Below are 16201 nucleotides of genomic sequence, written 5' to 3'. Positions count from 1 at the left end.
GGCCGCCGCTCTGGCCGGCGGTCTTGCTGGTGTCGATCTTGCTGGCGCTCATGCGGTACCTCCGGCGCGGTTGAAGCCGCCGGCCAGCTTCGCCTTGGCGCGCTGGAGCGGGGTGGGCGGAAGCTGTCGGCTGGAGCCGCGGGCGTAGTAGCGCTCCAGGTAGTACTGGCCGATGCTCAGGACGGTGGTGGCGACCAGGTACCAGACGGCGGCGAGGATCAGCATCTCGACGACGACACCGGAGTCGCGTCCGACGTTCTGCGCCGCCTGTAGCAAATCGTAGTACTGCACGGCGATGACCAGCGAAGAGGTCTTGAGCATGTTGATGACCTCGTTGCCGGTCGGCGGCACGATCACGCGCATCGCCTGCGGCACGATGATCCGGCGCAGCGTCTTGCCGTGGCTCATGCCCAGCGCGTGCGCCGCCTCGGTCTGGCCTTCGTCGACGGCGTTCAGGCCGGCCCGGCAGATCTCCGCCATGTACGCCGCCTCGTTCAGGCCGAGGCCCAGCAGCGCGCACAGGAACGGGGTCATGAAGTCCGACCACTCGTCCTTGTAGATCGGCATGATGTCGATGTACGTGAAGACCAGGCCGAGGTTGAACCAGAGGAACAGCTGGACGTAGACCGGCGTCCCGCGGAAGAACCAGACGTAGAACCACGCGACGCTCGATGTCACCGGGTTCTTGGACTGGCGCATCACGGCCAGGATCACACCCAGCACAATGCCGATGATCATCGACAGCACGGTGATCAGCAGGGTGTTGCGCAGGCCCTTGAGGATGTCCGCGTTGAACAGGTACTCCGGGATGGCGTCCCAGTTGATGTTCCCGGTGGCGAAGGCCCGGACGAGCAACGCGATGATCGCGAGCACGACGACCGCCGCGACCCAGCGCCCGTAGTGGCGGACCGGAATGGCTTTGATGGGCTCGGGCTGGGGCGGCGGGGCGTCCGCCGGTGGCTGTGCCGACTTGTCGACGTCAACTGACACGGATGTTGCCTTTCAGCGTTCGGACGGGAGTTGCGCGGAGGGCAGGGGAAGGGCTCGCGGCGGCTCAGGTGCCGCTGTTGAGCTTGACTTCCTTGACCGCGGCGTCCTTGACGTCCCACTTCTTGAGGACCTTGGCGTACGAGCCGTTCTTGATCGTGTTCTCCAGGGCGGCCTTGAGCGCATCACGCAGCTGCTCCTGGCCCTTGGGGACCGCGATGCCGTACGGCGCCGCCTTGAGCGGTGCGCCGCCGACCATCTCGAAGTCCTTGCCCTTGCCGGACACCTTCACCGCGTACGCCGCGACCGGGTAGTCGCTGGAGACGGCGTCCACACCGGCGGTACGCAGCCGGGTCTGGGCCTCGGAGTCGTTGTCGAAGGCCTCGATCGCGATGGCCTCCTCGCCGTTCGACTCGCACTTCTTCGACTTGTCCTTGGCCAGGTCGTGCGAGACCGTGCCGCGCTGTACGGCGATCTTCTTTCCGCAGAGCGTTTCCCAGCCGTCGATGCCCTGGGTCTTGCCCTTCTGGGTGTAGAGCGAGACGCCGACATTCAGGTAGTCGATGAAGTCGACGCCCTCGCCGATCTTCTTGCCGGTGTTGCCGTCGATGCCCTGCTGGCGTTCCTTGGTGTCCGTCATCGCCGACATCGAAATGTCATAGCGCTTGGACTTCAGACCACCCATAAGGGTGTCGAAGGTGGCGTTGTTGAAGTTGAGCTGGATGCCCAGCTCCTTTTCCATCGCCGCAGCCAGGTCCGGGTCGATGCCCACGACCTTGCCGTTGCTGCGGAACTCCACCGGCTTGTACGTGATGTCCGAGCCGACCTGGAGGAAGCCCTTGTCCTGAATGCCCTTGGGGAGCTTCTTGAAGAGCGGCGCGTTGACGTTGCGGTTCTTCTGCGCCTCCCGCTTGGCGATGGCCGCGTCCGTCTGGTCGCCACACGCGCTGAGCAGCAGCAGCGAGGCGGCGACCGCGGCCGTGGCGGCGACGGCTGAATGACGCCTGCCGGCGGCCGAGCGACGGGTGGTGCTTGCGGTCATGCTGATCCTCCTGCGGATGGAGAAGCCGATGTGTCCGGGAGGGACACGCCGATGAGCAATGAGAAGGGCCGGGCACACACCTTCGAGCGTCGCGACCTCGGTTGGTTACGGAATCCTGCCATCCGGACTCCGGTATTCGGACTGCTGCGCAGGTCAAAATCGGATAACGGACGAGCGGTGCCGCGGTATGGCCCGGGTTGCCCTAGGGAGACCCGGCTCCAGCGGTTTGCGAGCGGACTCCGGAAGGCTCGCAGTGTCTCGGAATCCGGACAACCATGCGCGAGTCTTCCGCGTTTTTGCGCGTTTCGCCGTCAATGCCGGAATCTCGAACCGGAGAGTAATGAATCTGACTCGTCGGGGCCCGCGCGCGTCCGGTAGAAAGGTTCGTTACACCCCTCATCCGGGGCTCAGGGCGCGTGTGCGGCGCGCCCGGCGTCCGTACCTCCCCCCGCGCGACGGCCATCCGCCGTGCAGGGACCGGACGCGGTGCCCGCCCACCCCTTAACCAGGGAGTGGTCACCCTCAACTGATTTTCGATTAAAGGGGTTGGAACAAGTGGCAGCGGAGATCGTCAATCCTCGCAGCGACAGCAATACGGACGCGGAGTCGGACGTGGGCTCGGATGAAGCCTTGTTCGATCCGGCCTTCGCGCTGCATCGCGGCGGCAAAATGGCCGTCCAGGCGACCGTCCCGGTCCGCGACAAGGACGACCTGTCCCTCGCGTACACGCCGGGCGTCGCCAAGGTGTGCACCGCCATCGCCGAGCAGCCCGAGCTGGTCCACGACTACACCTGGAAGTCCCAGGTCGTCGCCGTGGTCACGGACGGCACCGCGGTGCTGGGCCTGGGCGACATCGGCCCGGAGGCCTCCCTTCCCGTGATGGAGGGCAAGGCCATTCTCTTCAAGCAGTTCGGCGGCGTGGACGCGGTGCCGATCGCGCTCGGCACCACCGACGCCGACGAGATCGTCGAGACCGTCGTCCGGCTGGCGCCCTCCTTCGGCGGGGTCAACCTGGAGGACATCTCCGCCCCGCGGTGCTTCGAGATCGAGCGCAAGCTCCAGGAGCGGCTGGACATCCCGGTCTTCCACGACGACCAGCACGGCACGGCCGTCGTCACCCTGGCGGCGCTGCGCAACGCAGCCAAGCTCACCGATCGGTCGCTCGGCCAGCTGCGGGCGGTCATCTCGGGCGCCGGTGCGGCGGGCGTCGCCATCGCCAAGATCCTCATCGAGGCCGGCATCGGCGATGTCGCGGTCTGCGACCGCAAGGGCGTCGTCTCGACGGACCGCGGTGACCTCACGGACGTCAAGCGCGAGGTGGCCGGCTTCACCAACAAGGCGGGTCTGTCCGGTTCGCTGGAGGACGCGCTGGCCGGCGCCGATGTGTTCATCGGGGTCTCCGGCGGCACGGTGCCGGAGGAGGCGGTGGCGAAGATGGCGAAGGACTCGCTGATCTTCGCGATGGCCAATCCGAACCCGGAGATCCACCCCGACGTCGCCCACAAGTACGCGGCCGTCGTCGCCACCGGGCGCAGCGACTACCCGAACCAGATCAACAACGTGCTGGCCTTCCCCGGCATCTTCGCCGGCGCGCTCCAGGTGCGGGCCTCGCGGATCTCGGAGGGCATGAAGCTCGCCGCGGCCGAGGCGCTGGCCGCCGTCGTCGCCGACGAGCTCAGCGCCGACTGCGTCATCCCCTCGCCGTTCGACGAACGCGTCGCACCGGCGGTGACCGCCGCCGTCGCGGCCGCCGCGCGCGCCGAGGGCGTCGCCCGCCGCTGAGCGGGACGTACGCCGTCTCGGGTTGAACGGGCCGGGCCCGCACCAGTGATGGTGCGGGCCCGGAGTCGTTCGCCGGGCACAGTGGCGGGTCGGAGGGCGGCTGGAGCCGGTCGCTGGGCAACAGTGGCGGGTGGGAGGGCGGCTGGAGTCGTTCGCTGGGCAACAGTGGTGGGTCGGAGGGCGGCTGGAGCCGGTCGCCGGGCAACAGCGGCGGGTCGGAGGACGGCTGGAGCCGGTCGCCGGGCAACAGTGGTGGGTCGGAGGGCGGCTGGAGCCGGTCGCCGGGCAACAGCGGCGGGTCGGAGGACGGCCGCCCGCCTTCCGGCACGGCGCGCGGCGCGTGTCACACCCGTGCCCGGTACCGCAGCGGGCACCCGCGGCCTACGTTGGGATCATGTTTGCTGCCTACGCCGCCCGCATCGACCGTGACCAGCCGCTGAACGGCCTCGAACTGGGGGAACGCCCGGCCCCCGAGGCACGCCCCGGCTGGACGACCGTCAACGTCAAGGCCGCCTCCCTCAACCACCACGACCTGTGGTCGCTGCGCGGAGTGGGAATCAGCGAGGAATCGCTGCCGATGATCCTCGGCTGCGACGCCGCCGGGACCGACGCGGACGGCAACGACGTCGTCCTGCACTCCGTCATCGGCCAGACCGGCCACGGCGTCGGCCCCGGCGAACCGCGCTCCATCCTCACCGAGCGCTACCAGGGCACCTTCGCCGAGCAGGTCACCGTCCCCACCTGGAACGTGCTGCCCAAGCCGAAGGAGCTGTCCTTCGAGGAGGCCGCCTGTCTGCCCACCGCCTGGCTGACCGCGTACCGGATGCTGTTCACCAACGCGGGCGTACGGCCCGGGGACAGCGTTCTGGTGCAGGGCGCGGGCGGTGGCGTCGCGACCGCGGCGATCGTGCTGGGCGCCGCGGCCGGACTGCGGGTCTTCGCCACCAGCCGGGACGAGGTCAAGCGCAAGCGCGCCGAGGAGCTGGGCGCCGAGGCGACGTTCGCCAGCGGCGAGCGGCTGCCGCAGCGGGTGGACGCGGTGATCGAGACGGTCGGCGCCGCCACCTGGTCGCACTCCGTCAAGTCGCTCAAGCCCGGCGGCACGCTGGTGATTTCGGGCGCAACCAGCGGCTACACCCCCAAGAACGGGGAGCTCAACCGGATCTTCTTCCTGGAGCTGAAGGTCGTCGGCTCCACGATGGGCAGCAAGGAGGAGCTGGCGTCGCTGCTGAGCTTCTGCGCGGCCAAGGGCGTCCGTCCGGTCATCGACTCGCTGCTGCCGCTGGACCAGGCGCGCGAGGGCTTCGCGAAGATGGCGCAGGGCGATCTGTTCGGCAAGGTCGTACTGACGGTCTGAGCCGTGGCGGGGGAGGGCGGTAGGTCGGTGGGGCATGGCTGAGCGGTCCGGGAGGCCCGGGAGGTCCGGGACGTCTGGGACGTCCAGGAGGTCCGGGGAGGGGGCGCGGCGGTCGTCGGTCGTCGCCCCGGATGCGGTGCGCGCCGGGATCGGGCCGCCCCGGCGGCGGCGCAGGACGACCAGGCAGGAGTGGGCCGTCGGGCTGCCGCTGATGATCCTCGCGGTGCTGGTGGTGGCCGCGATCCTGGTGGCCACGCTGGCGTATGCGCTGGTCGGCACGGACGCGCCGTTCCTGGTCAATGCGCGCGGGCCGGACAAGGGCCCGGCGCCCACCGGTGCCCGAATCGAGGCCGCGGTCCTCTTTGCCGCCACCGTGGTGGTGGTGCTGGCGGGCCTGTGGGCCTATCTGCGGCGAAGGCTGGCGCGCGCCTGTGTGGCGGTGGATGCCCAGGGGGTGTGGCTCACCCGCGGCCGGTACGTCCAACAGGGGTTGCACTGGCGGGAGATCGCGGCGATCGATGTGGTGGAGGGGGAAAGGGAGGGGGAAATGGAGGTGGGGGTGGAGGCGACGGTCGGCGAAGGGGAAGGCGCCGGTGCCGTACGGGCGCCCTTCCTCGACCTCTATCCCGTCGACCGGGCCGAGGACTCGTACGGCCCGCTCGGCAGCCGCGTGCTCAACGCCCGGCCGGCCGCGCGGGGGCTGCGCGGTCGTCGCTATGCGCTCGAACTCGTCGGTGGGCAAGGTGAGTTGGCTGTGCTGCGGGCCGAACTGCGGCGGCTGGGGGCGCGCCGCCCCGGGGCGGGCTGACCAGGAGCGCGAAGGGCACCGTCGAACGCCGGCTGCGAAGGTCCACTTCGAGGGCGGCTCGGACCGGCCGGGTGTACGAGCCCTCGTCGAGCAACGGCGCACGGCGCTGCGGGTGTTCCTCGCGTACGACTACCACCTCGACCGGATCCTGGACGGGTAAGTCCTATGTCCCGTTCAGCTGGCGTCGTCCACGAAGTAGCTGTCGTGCCGGACAAGGAAGTCCGCGAACTCCTGGCCGCCACGCTGCGCCATCTCCGCCACGCGCTCGAAGTACTCCTCGCGTGGCGCGCCCGGCGAGAAGAGCATCAGCATGGACGCCGGGTCGTCGGAGTCGTTCTTGAAGGCGTGCAGACCGCCGGCCGGGACGTAGAGGAAATCCCCCGCGCCGCAGGTGGCCCAGCGCTCGCCGTCGTAGAGCTGGACGGAACCGGACAGCACGAAGAACGACTCCGAGATGGTCCGGTGGAAGTGGGTGCTCGGGCCGGGAGCCCGGGGGCCCATATCCAGCCGGTACAGGCCGAATTCGCCGCCGGTGCCGGCGTGTGTCGCCAGGTAGTGGGTGCGGTTGGCGCCCCTGACCAGGTCGGGGGCGGTGTTCGCCGGGCGGTGCACCGCGGTGATCTCGCCGTTGTCGCCCAGGTAGCGGGGCTCCGGATAGGACATGTCAGGCTCCTTCGGGTGGGCGGACTGCGGTTCTCCAGGAGCCTGTCTCCTCAAGCGTGGTTGAGGTCAAGGGGGAGGGCAGGGGCCCTCCTGGCCGGAACGGGGGGTGTGCCCCTGCGAACCTACGAACGGCCCGCCGTTCCGCACGTGTCCGGCCGCTCCGCGAACAGCCGGGCCTTGCACGGGTATCCGACCTTGACCCTCCCGATCCCCAGCGTGCTGCGCCGCGGCAGATAGCCCGCCGCGAAGACCGCGCCGAGCAGCGGGCCGGTCAGGTGGGCGAGGCGCTCGGCGCGGGCCCGGCCCAGCGCCCGCCAGGGGCCGGCGGCCAGCCGGTCCGTCATCCGCTCGATCGCGTAGCGCTCCTTGTGGGCGCGCTCGGTCGCACTGCCGTCCGGGGCGATCCAGCCACGGGCGGCGAGGCGGTGCCGGGCGTCGCTCCATTCCTGCGCGCTCCAGCCGCGCCCCACGAAGTCGGCGGCCGGCGCGGCGCCGATCGCGGCGAACGACACCAGGGCCTCGCACGGATCGAGTCCATAGGTCAGCAGCGCCGCCAGATGGCCGTCGCCGCGGTGTTCGCGCAGTACCGTCGCGGCCTGCCAGAGCACCAGGTGCGGTGCGTCCGGCCAGGGCAGATCGCGGTTGGCGGCGGCCAGCGGACGGGCCGCAGGACCGGCGTTCTCGGCGGCCTGGCGCGCCAGCCGGGCCGCCTCGGCGAGCTGCGCGCCGCTGAGCCGGTCGCCGATGAGGGCGGTCAGCACCCGGTCCATGGCGAGCAGCCGCGCGTCCAGCACCTTGGCCGGGTCGGCGGTGGTCCAGATCTGCGGTACGTACCGGGCGACCAGCCGCGGGCTGAAGCTGTAGTAGGTGGCGGTCACCAGCTCGGGCCCGGCCGCCCCCAGCGGGGCCGTCCGCCAGGCGAAATAGCCGGGCCATCGGGACGCGACGTCATAGCCGAGGTCCGAGAGGACCTGACGGGCCTCGGGAGCGAAGTAGAGCGTGGCGTGCAGCGGTTCGAGCTGGTGCCACATCCGGCGGGCGACCGAAAGGTATTCCGACATCGCTTCACCTCATGGCCTTCACGATGCGTGCAGACAGGATTGGTTGGCGGGTGACCGTAGTCCTGTGAACGGCCGTGGGTCCGCGGAGTCGGCGGCTGGGGCACCCCCGGGCCCGGTGCCGGACGAAAGACCGTACGACAGTCGAGTTCCCCGATTACGCGCGGTGAATCCAGCCCACTGGGGGCAACTCTGCGTAACCGCAGGTGGGTTGGGTGGGACGGTGGGCATGGTTTTCGGCCACCGGGAAAATCGATCGAACCGGGCTGGTCGCCGTACGTATCGTGACCCGGCCGGCAGCGCAGGCAGCGGCCGGCCCGTAGTCAGCAGTGAACCGGCGATCAGCAGTGAACCGGCAGTCAAGCAGTAGGCCGGAAGTCAACAGTCAAACGGCCACGGGGGATCCGTGCGCTCCGACGCGAGGAAGAGAGCAGACGATGCAGCGCAACGGAGGGGCCGACGAGGGGTTCGGGCCCGTCGCGGACGAGTTCGCCCGGAACTTCTCCGAACGTGGTGAACTCGGTGCGGCCGTCACCGTGTTCGCGGACGGGCGCAAGGTCGTGGACCTCTGGGGCGGCACCGCCGATGACCGGACCGGGCGGCCGTGGGAGGCGGACACGCCCGTTCCCGTGATGTCCAGCGGCAAAGGCATCGTGACCATCCTGGCCTATCTGCTCGCACAGCAAGGACGACTGGATCTCGACGCGCCGGTGGCCGCCTACTGGCCGGAGTTCGCGCGGCACGGCAAGGAGGGCATCACCACGCGGATGGTGCTCGCGCACACCGCCGGAATCCCCCTGTTCGAACGGAAGTTGACCTTCCAGGAACTGACCCAGTGGGATCCGGTGATCCACGCCCTGGAGGAGCAGGCGCCGCTGTACGAACCGGGCACCGCGTACGAGTACCACGCGCACGTCTTCGGCTTCATCACCGGTGAGGTGATCCGGCGCATCACGGGCCTCACTCCCGGCGCCTGCTTCCGCAAGACCATCGGCGACGAACTGGGCCTGAGCACCTGGATCGGCGTACCGCAGGAGGAAGTCCCGCGGCTGGCCCGGCTGGCCCGGCTGGTCGAGGGCGAGGGGCGGGGGCCCCTGCCGGACGCCCACCTGCTGCCGATGCGGGCGGTGATGATGAACGGTGCGCTGGTCTTCCCCGGCGTCGACGATCCGCACGGCTGGAACTCGCCCGCGCTACTGACCGCGGAGTTCCCCGGGGCGGGCGCGGTCTCGACGGCGCGCGGCTTGGCGACCCTTTACGCGGCGGCCGCCACCGGAGTCGACGGCTCGCCGCGTCTGCTTGCTCCGGACACCGTCACCGACGCCGTCACGGAACGGTCCGGCGGCGCATCGTGGTCGGGCTTCCCGGACCTGGGCGCGCGTTGGGGAACCGGCTTCCTCATCGACTCGCCGTTCCGTCACACGCTCGGTCCGCGCAGCTTCGGCAATGACGGGGCGGGCGGCTGCCAATTCGCCTTCGGCGACGATGAGTTCGGTGTCGGCTTCAGCTACACCGCCAACCGGATGGGCGGCCGCGGGGACGTCCGCACCAACCGGCTGGTCGAGGCGGTACGGGAGTGTGTGGCGGGTTGATCAGGGTTGATCAGGGTTGATCAGGCGCGGTTGGGGTTGGCCGGGGTTGGTTGGGGTGAGCGGGGCCGGGGGATCGGGGTGCTGATCGCGGGCCGATCCTTCGTCGCGGGTGGTCGCGGGCTGATCCTCCGCCGTGGGCGGCGGAGGGAGCCTCTCCTCGTCTGCTTGTGAGCCTTCTTCCCTCCCGAAGCGGGCCCCGTTCCTTCCGGTTGAGGGCCCTCTCGCCTCCGGCCCGCGGCTGGTCTCCCGTCCAGCCGTGGATCTCCCGTCTAGCCGTCCGGATCCATGCGGGAGGAGTACCGCTCGGGATCGCGGAGCAGTGCGCCGATGTGAGCGGCGGCCGTCGAGAGGCGGCGGCGGGATTCCTTCAGCTGCTCCCCGGTGACGCCGTGGTCGCGGGCCGCGTCCCGGAGGTCGTCGCGGAAACGGTCGAGCAGGCGGTCGAAGTCGCGGGCCGGATCGCCACTGGCCGGTTCGCCCGCCCATGCGGGGGCCGGCGGCGGCTCGGCCGCGGGGCCCTCGTTGGCCCCTGCCGCCTTGACGCCCTCGGTCCCCTCGGCTCCTTCAGCCCCCTGGTCGTCCTTCGCCAGATCGACGCGCTCGACCGTCACCCGGGTCTCGCCCTCGGCGCCGCCCCGCCCGGCGCCGGACTGGCCGTTCGTGAAGCGGCCGACCTCGCGGGACACCTCGGACAGCGCCTCGCGCACCGCCCCCGACCAGTCGCCGGAGCGCATATGGCCCTGGGTCTGTTCCTGGACGCGCTTGATGACCCGCTGGACCTCTTCGCGCGCGAAGACCTGCGCGTCTTTCGCCTGCTTACGGGCCCGTTGGGCGTCCTGCTTGGCCCGCCGGCTCTCCTCCTTGGCGCGCCGGGCCTGTTCCTTCCACTCCTCCTTGGCGCGCCGGAACTCCTCCTTCGCCTGCCGCCAGGTCTCCTTGTCGCCGAACGACCCGTCGAAGTAGTCCGAGGAGTCCGGGAACGGCCGTCCGGCGCCGCCGTGCTCTTCGCCGCCGTCCTTGCCCGCCTTCCGGGCCCTTCCGGAGTCGCCCGCGCCGGAGTCCCCCCTGGCCTGCTGCGCGGCCTCCCGGATCTCGCGGCGCAGATCCCGCGCCGAACCGCTCACGTCCTCGCGGATGTCGGACGCCAGCGCGGCGACCGACTCGCGGATCTCCAGCTCCAGATCCGCCAACTCGCCACCACGGTCAGCGAGTTCGGCCCGCCCGGCGGCGGTGATCGAATAGACCTTGCGGCCGCCCTCGGTGGCGTGCGTGACGAGGCCCTCGGCCTCCAGTTTGGCCAGCCGCGGGTAGACCGTGCCGGCGGAGGGGGCGTACAGGCCCTGGAAGCGCTCCTCCAGGAGGCGGATGATCTCGTAGCCGTGCCGGGGGGCCTCGTCGAGCAGCTTGAGGAGGTAGAGGCGGAGGCGGCCATGGGCGAAGACGGGGGGCATGCTCAGAGCACCTTCTTCTCTGCATCTGTGGGCGGGGCGGTGGGGTCGGCGTCGCGCGGACCGGAGGAGGGGCTGTCGTGCGGGCCGCCGCCGGAGGCGTCCTGTGGTTCCTCGAAAGCGGGGCGGCGCAGCAGGGCCAGACTGCCGGAGACGGTGGTGGCCTTGAGCGTGCCGCTGCCCGAGCCCAGCGAGCCGGTGATCTTCTTCGCGCCCCACTGACCGCTGACCCGCAGATCGTCGAAGGCATTGGTGACCTTGCCGGTCGTGGTGTTGGCCTCCACCCTGGCGTCGGCCGGGTCGGGCAGCCGGATGGCGACCTCCCCGGAGATCGTCGTCAGATTGATGTCGGCGCCCTTGGCGGGGTCCAGATCGAGGACCATGTCGCCGCTGACGGAGTCGGCGTGCACCCCGCCGCCGGCGCCGTCGATGACCGTCAGATCACCCGAGACGGAGTTGAACCGCAGATCGCCGGTGAGTGCCTGCGCCTCGACATCGCCGGACACCGTCTCGGCCTGCACCGGGCCGGTCAGCCCGACCAGTGTGCTGTTGCCGGAGACGCCGCGGACGTTCGTACGCCCCGAGACGGCGGAAACCACCGCGCTGGCGCTGACCACGCCGACCTCGACGCGGGTGTCGGTCGGCACCGTCACCGAGACCACCGCGTTGCGCTTCCACCCCTTGCGGTCGAGGAAGTTCAAGAAGCCCTTCCACGGAAGGTCCTCATACGCGATGGACAGGGTGCCGTCGGCGCACGAGACGATCAGTGGTGCGCCCTGCAGCTCGCTGATCTCCAGGCGGGCCGGACTGCCGTCCGAGGTGCCGACGACGTTGACGGTGCCGCCGACCACGCGCACATTCAACGCGCTGACGGGCTCTTCGATCTCCAGCTTCCGTGGCTCGGAGACCGACCACACGCTCCCGGCTGACATTCCTGGCCTCCCCTGGGTAGGCATGCAACGCAACATATCGCGTCTTCTGAAGACACGATATATCGCGAATTGCGGAAGTCAAGCGGCCCGGTCCCCGAGCTTGCCCTTATCCGCCCCCTAGGGGGTTTGCAGTTGTCCCCTGTGTTCCCTGCCCTGTTACTCCCCGTCGTTACTCCTCGTCCTCATCCTCGTCGTCGAGCCGGGCCAGCCAGGTGGCCAGCCGCTCCACCGGCACCTCGAAGTCCGGGTTCAGGTCGACGAACGTACGCAGCTGATCGGCCACCCAACCGAGGGTGACCTCCTCCTCGCCGCGCCGGTTCTCCAGCTCCTCGATGCCACGGTCAGTGAAATACACGCGCTCTCCACCAGGGGTCATGGGTCGTTCCGAGCCAGGATAGGCAGGCTCACGGACCTCTCGCGCCACAGGCACCCGCGGGCTAACCTGATCGTCTGTCAACGGTCCTGCGGCAATGGGGAATTGCCGCCTAGGGGGAGCAGGAGGCCGTGATGCAAGATCGCGCTCAGCAGATCACGCTGCCCGACGGTACGGAGGTCTGGGCCCGCGTCTCCAGACTGGACGCACCCGGGCTCGGCGGGACGGACACAACGGCCGGTGCCGACGGGGAATTCGAGGACGTCGGCGCCTGGGACGCGCTCGGTGCCCGGGTCGAGGGCCTGCGCGAGGTGATCGGCGGGGTCGCCGCCAGCGTCCGTCAGGCCGCCGAGCGGGTCGCGCCGCACGAGACCAGCGTGACCTTCGGGGTGGAGGTGTCCGCCAAGCCGGGCAAGGCCGTCGCCCTGCTCGCGGACGGCGAGGCGAAGGCGAACCTCTCGGTGACGCTCACCTGGCGGCGCGAGGACGGGGCGCCCGCACCGGGGGAGCCCCAACGGCCCGCCGACCCCCAGGAGCCGGATGATTCGGGCCGCTGATGGCGACCTCCCAGAGCCCGGCCGGCGGCCGCGGAGGCCGCGCGGCGTCCACACAGCTTCTCGACCACGCCGGGCGGACCACCGTCAGCCTGCGGGCCGCACCGGGCGCACCGGACACCCGGCTGTGGGGGAGCGGCGTGCTGATCGCCCCCGGATGGGTGCTGACCTGCGCGCATGTGCTCGCCGCGAGCGACGGACGACGGCGCGAGGCGGGCCCCGGCGGCGTCTTCGGGGTCGCGTTCGGCGGGCGGGTGCGCGCCGCGCGGCTGGCATACGACCTGAGCCGGCCCGACCCGGAGGCCGGGCCGGCCGCCCGCGCCGATCTCGCCCTGGTCCAACTGCTCGACCCGGAGGCCGAGCACCCCTGTGCCTGGCTCAGCGACCAGCCGACGACGCTCCTGGAGGACGCGTACATCTTCCGCGGACATGACCGGCCGGGCGCAGGAGCGTGCGAGGGGGAGTCCGCCGCGCAGGAACGCGTAATACGTGAGTCCGGTGGTGTACGCGACACGGCGCACGACACGTTCCTCGCGGTCCGGTTCGGTGCCCGGGACGCCCGGGGGCTCCAGTTCGGGAGCGATGTCCGGGTCATGCCGGGCGCGTCCGGGGGGCCGCTGCTCGAATGCGACCGCGGTGAGGTGGTCGGCATCGTCAAGGGCCGTCATCAGCATGACCACGTCGGGCTCGCGGTGCCGGTCACCGCGCTGCGCGGGCTGGGCCCGGAGCATCTCGTGGCGGGCGCCGCGGGGCTCGGCCCCGACCCGTATCACGCGCTGATGAGCCTGCACGACCGCTGGCACTGGGCCGGGCAGGAGCTCGGCCGCCCCGGCGGGCCCACCTGGTTCGACGCCCAGCACGCGATCATGGCGGGGCGGGGGCGGCTGTGGGGCGTCCAGGAGCGGCTGCAGGCGCTCGATCTGCTCGCCCGGCTGCCCGCGCCGCGTGACCCGCTGGTCGTCGAGCGGGCGGTCGGCGAGGCGCTGGAGCGCGGCGACGGCCCCGCGGCCTGGCCGCTGCGCACCTGGCGGGACGGCCACGGCGAGCTCTACCGGGGCAGTGACCCGTACACGGAGCTGTGCGCCTTTGTGCACTATCTGCGGATCGTGGCGCAGCTGACGGCCGACGAGACGCGCGACGTACCGGGCGAGGCGGCCGCAGCGGCGCGCGGGGAGGCGGCCCGCCTTGCGGAGTTCGTGCAGGCCAAGGCGGTGGTGCTGCAGCCGCAGGACCGCCGCAGGATCGGGCCCGTGCGGCGCCGGCCGCGGTCCGTGCTCGTCGAGTTCGAGCCGCTGTTCTACGACGAGGGCGGGCACGAGCTGTTCAACTGGTCGGTCAGCGAGGGCTACGGCCAGGGGAAATGGCTGCGCGTGGACGTCCAGGAGTCGGACGGCGGGGTGCCGTTCGAGCAGGCCCGTGGGCAGGTCCTGCGGCGGCTCGGCGCGCGGCTGCTGCGCGCCGACCAGGACGCGGGCCCCGATGCCCGGGTGCGCCTGGAGGTCGCCGTCCCCGAGGGCCACTGGCACACGCCGGCCGGCCAGTGGGAGGTCGCGGCCTCCACCCGGCGCACCGCCCGGGTGCGGCCGGTGGGCCCGGGGCGCGCGGTGATCCTGCGTGACCAGGGGCGGCGCGAGGAGGTCGACCCGGCCTGGCTGCGCCGCTGGCAGGGCATCACCGTCGCGCCCGAACTGCACGCGCTGCGCCTCCCGCCGCGTCCGGGCGCGGGCGCCGGTGCGCATCCGGGCACCGCCTCCGCCGAGGCCATGTGGCGGCTGCTGGAGTCGGCGGACGGGGGTGCGCTGCCCGCGCTGTGCCATTCGGTCGCCGAGGGGTTCGGGCGGGACGCGGTCGGCGTCGCCCTGGACAGCGGCTTCCCGGCCGCACTGTGGCCCGCGACCGGCCACGGCGAGCGGGAGTGCGACGCCTCCTGTGAGGAATTCCACCGCGGGGTACGGGAGTTGCTGCACGGTGCGGGGGCGGTGTCCCGGCTTCCCGAGCTGGTCAGGGAGCTGCGGGCGAAGGCCGCCGAGGCCGCCGAGGAGGGCATGCACTGGGCTCGCGATCTGGTGCTCCTCTATGACGACCCGGAGGATCCGATACCGCAGCTCTTCGCGGACCGGCCGCAGGTGTCGCCGTGACCGGCCGCCGTGACCAGGAGCTCGGGCCCCCGCCCGCGTACGCCCCGCGTCACCCCGCACGCGCCCGGCGCCTGCCCCGTGCGCGGCGCCCTGCGCATGCCAAGTCACGCCCCGTACGAGGCACTTGGCGCCCGGTGATGAAGACAGTGGAGACCGGAAACCGCCCCGTGAGCTTCCGTACGGAGGGGTACTGTCATAGCGTCGTGAGAGATTGTTCCGTGGTTGTGTTCGGTCTTTCTGTTCGGTGGTTCCGATCCGTGATTGTCCGTGGCGGACATGGGGGATGTGGCGGAGGAACGGGGGCGGATGCCGGCGTCTCCGCGACGGCCCTACATGACCATTGCTCCTGCCCGATGCCTGGCCGGCGACGAGGAGTTCCGACGTGAGCGACTGGCTCATCTACCGCGGCGCGGGGGCACCGCACGACGGCATTGAGCACCTTCCGCCGCCGCCACCCTGGCGCGATTTCGACGGCGGGCCCCTCGTGGCGCCGCCCGCCGCCCTAGACCCCGCCTCCGAGCGCCGGCTCGGCGTGCAGCGCCGCGAGGCCAGCCACCACCGGCCCGGCGAGACCGAGCGCGAGCTGGTCAACGCCGCGCTCTATCTGCGCAGGCCGCTGCTGGTGACCGGCGCTCCGGGCAGCGGCAAGAGCACCCTCGCGCATTCGGTCGCGTACGAACTCGGCCTCGGCCGGGTGCTCAGCTGGCCCGTCGTCAGCCGCAGCACGCTCCGCGACGGCCTGTACGCGTACGACGCGATAGGCCGCCTCCAGGACCTCCAGATCGCCCGTGCCGCGCCGCCGCGGCCGACGCCCGATGATGCCGCCGGTGGCGGCGCCGCAGACGCGGATCCCGCCGACGATGCCGCCGACGAGCCGGGCGGCGGCATCGGGCGCTATATCCGCCTCGGCCCGCTCGGCACGGCGCTGCTGCCCGCCGCCAGGCCCCGGGTGCTGCTCGTCGACGAGCTGGACAAGAGCGATATCGACCTGCCCAACGACCTCCTGAACGTCCTGGAAGAAGGGGAGTTCAGGATTCCGGAGCTGGAGCGGCTGGCCGGATCCGCCTTCGAAGTGCAGGTGCTCAGCGACGACGGCGCGCGGGTGACGGTGCGCGACGGCCGGGTGCGCTGCCGGGCCTTCCCGTTCATCGTGCTGACCAGCAACGGCGAGCGGGACTTCCCGGCGCCCCTGCTGCGCCGCTGTATCCACCTGCACATCCCCGTACCGGACAAGGAGCGGCTCGCCGCCATGGTGCGGGCCCACTTCGGCGAGGAGGCGGCCGAGCGCCACGAGGAGGTGATCGACCGCTTCCTGGACCGTGAGCCCGGTGATGTGCGCGCTGTCGACCAGCTGTTCAACGCCATCCACCTCACCCAGAAGGCCGGCTGGACGGACGAGGACGAGGAGGAGACCCGACGGCGCCTGACGGCCGAGCTCATGCGGCCTCTTGACCGGACGAGGTGAGC

At 71.2% G+C, this 16201-nt stretch carries 14 protein-coding genes; 7 read left to right on the top strand and 7 right to left on the bottom strand.

Features of this window, described 5'->3' with window-relative positions:
* Nucleotides 1-48: 48 nt before the first annotated feature.
* Nucleotides 49-990: an amino acid ABC transporter permease gene (locus AB0I10_RS10100; protein WP_363151892.1), complete on the bottom strand. Its 942-nt coding sequence runs from the start codon at nt 988-990 to the stop codon at nt 49-51.
* 64 nt (nt 991-1054) lie between these two features.
* On the bottom strand, nt 1055-2029 hold the full coding sequence (locus AB0I10_RS10095) for an ABC transporter substrate-binding protein (protein ID WP_363151891.1): 975 nt from the start codon (nt 2027-2029) through the stop codon (nt 1055-1057).
* A 555-nt stretch (nt 2030-2584) separates the two neighbouring features.
* Here AB0I10_RS10095 and AB0I10_RS10090 point away from each other — a divergent pair.
* The 3 genes from AB0I10_RS10090 (at nt 2585) to AB0I10_RS10080 (ending at nt 5976) form a co-directional block, all read left to right on the top strand.
* The gene (locus AB0I10_RS10090) at nt 2585-3811 is read left to right on the top strand and encodes an NADP-dependent malic enzyme (protein ID WP_363151890.1); all 1227 of its coding nucleotides are present in this window, start codon (nt 2585-2587) and stop codon (nt 3809-3811) included.
* A gap of 394 nt (nt 3812-4205) precedes the next feature.
* Nucleotides 4206-5168, top strand: a complete 963-nt coding sequence (locus AB0I10_RS10085; protein WP_363151889.1) for a zinc-binding dehydrogenase — start codon at nt 4206-4208, stop codon at nt 5166-5168.
* 136 nt (nt 5169-5304) lie between these two features.
* Nucleotides 5305-5976 (top strand): hypothetical protein, encoded by a 672-nt coding sequence (locus AB0I10_RS10080; RefSeq protein ID WP_363151888.1) that lies wholly within the window; start codon nt 5305-5307, stop codon nt 5974-5976.
* Between the two features lie 174 nt (nt 5977-6150).
* Here AB0I10_RS10080 and AB0I10_RS10075 read toward each other — a convergent pair whose 3' ends face one another.
* Together AB0I10_RS10075 and AB0I10_RS10070 are read right to left on the bottom strand one after the other, a co-directional pair.
* The gene (locus tag AB0I10_RS10075; protein ID WP_363151887.1) at nt 6151-6639 is read right to left on the bottom strand and encodes a cupin domain-containing protein; all 489 of its coding nucleotides are present in this window, start codon (nt 6637-6639) and stop codon (nt 6151-6153) included.
* A 122-nt stretch (nt 6640-6761) separates the two neighbouring features.
* On the bottom strand, nt 6762-7700 hold the full coding sequence (locus AB0I10_RS10070) for a hypothetical protein (protein WP_363151886.1): 939 nt from the start codon (nt 7698-7700) through the stop codon (nt 6762-6764).
* Between the two features lie 434 nt (nt 7701-8134).
* Between AB0I10_RS10070 and AB0I10_RS10065 the strand changes: the two genes are divergently transcribed.
* Nucleotides 8135-9289, top strand: a complete 1155-nt coding sequence (locus AB0I10_RS10065) for a serine hydrolase domain-containing protein (protein ID WP_363151885.1) — start codon at nt 8135-8137, stop codon at nt 9287-9289.
* Nucleotides 9290-9558: 269 nt separating this feature from the next.
* Here the strand turns inward: AB0I10_RS10065 and AB0I10_RS10060 are convergent, their stop codons facing one another.
* The 3 genes from AB0I10_RS10060 to AB0I10_RS10050 form a co-directional block, all read right to left on the bottom strand.
* Nucleotides 9559-10740: a helix-turn-helix transcriptional regulator gene (locus AB0I10_RS10060; RefSeq protein ID WP_363151884.1), complete on the bottom strand. Its 1182-nt coding sequence runs from the start codon at nt 10738-10740 to the stop codon at nt 9559-9561.
* 2 nt (nt 10741-10742) lie between these two features.
* Nucleotides 10743-11669, bottom strand: a complete 927-nt coding sequence (locus AB0I10_RS10055; RefSeq protein WP_363151883.1) for a DUF4097 family beta strand repeat-containing protein — start codon at nt 11667-11669, stop codon at nt 10743-10745.
* A gap of 169 nt (nt 11670-11838) precedes the next feature.
* Nucleotides 11839-12024, bottom strand: a complete 186-nt coding sequence (locus AB0I10_RS10050; protein WP_363151882.1) for a DUF6104 family protein — start codon at nt 12022-12024, stop codon at nt 11839-11841.
* A 152-nt stretch (nt 12025-12176) separates the two neighbouring features.
* On the opposite strand from AB0I10_RS10050, the gene AB0I10_RS10045 reads away from it, so the two are divergent.
* The 3 genes from AB0I10_RS10045 to AB0I10_RS10035 all read left to right on the top strand — a co-directional run bounded on the left by AB0I10_RS10045 (nt 12177) and on the right by AB0I10_RS10035 (nt 16199).
* A complete protein-coding gene (locus AB0I10_RS10045; protein ID WP_363151881.1) occupies nt 12177-12599 on the top strand; it encodes a CU044_2847 family protein in 423 nt (140 codons plus the stop codon).
* Entirely contained in the window at nt 12599-14734 is a 2136-nt protein-coding gene (locus tag AB0I10_RS10040; protein WP_363151880.1) for a trypsin-like peptidase domain-containing protein, read from the top strand. Before AB0I10_RS10045 ends, AB0I10_RS10040 begins: the two co-directional genes overlap by 1 nt.
* 382 nt (nt 14735-15116) lie before the next feature.
* Nucleotides 15117-16199 carry a MoxR family ATPase gene (locus AB0I10_RS10035; protein ID WP_363151879.1) on the top strand — a complete coding sequence of 361 codons (1083 nt, stop codon included), beginning with the start codon at nt 15117-15119 and terminating at the stop codon, nt 16197-16199.
* Nucleotides 16200-16201 lie beyond the last annotated feature (2 nt).

Source organism: Streptomyces sp. NPDC050636 (assembly GCF_040654775.1).
In the GTDB taxonomy this organism is placed as follows: domain Bacteria; phylum Actinomycetota; class Actinomycetes; order Streptomycetales; family Streptomycetaceae; genus Streptomyces.
The sequence above is the reverse complement of the archived record's forward strand: the minus strand, read 5'-3'. Positions and strand labels throughout refer to the sequence as shown.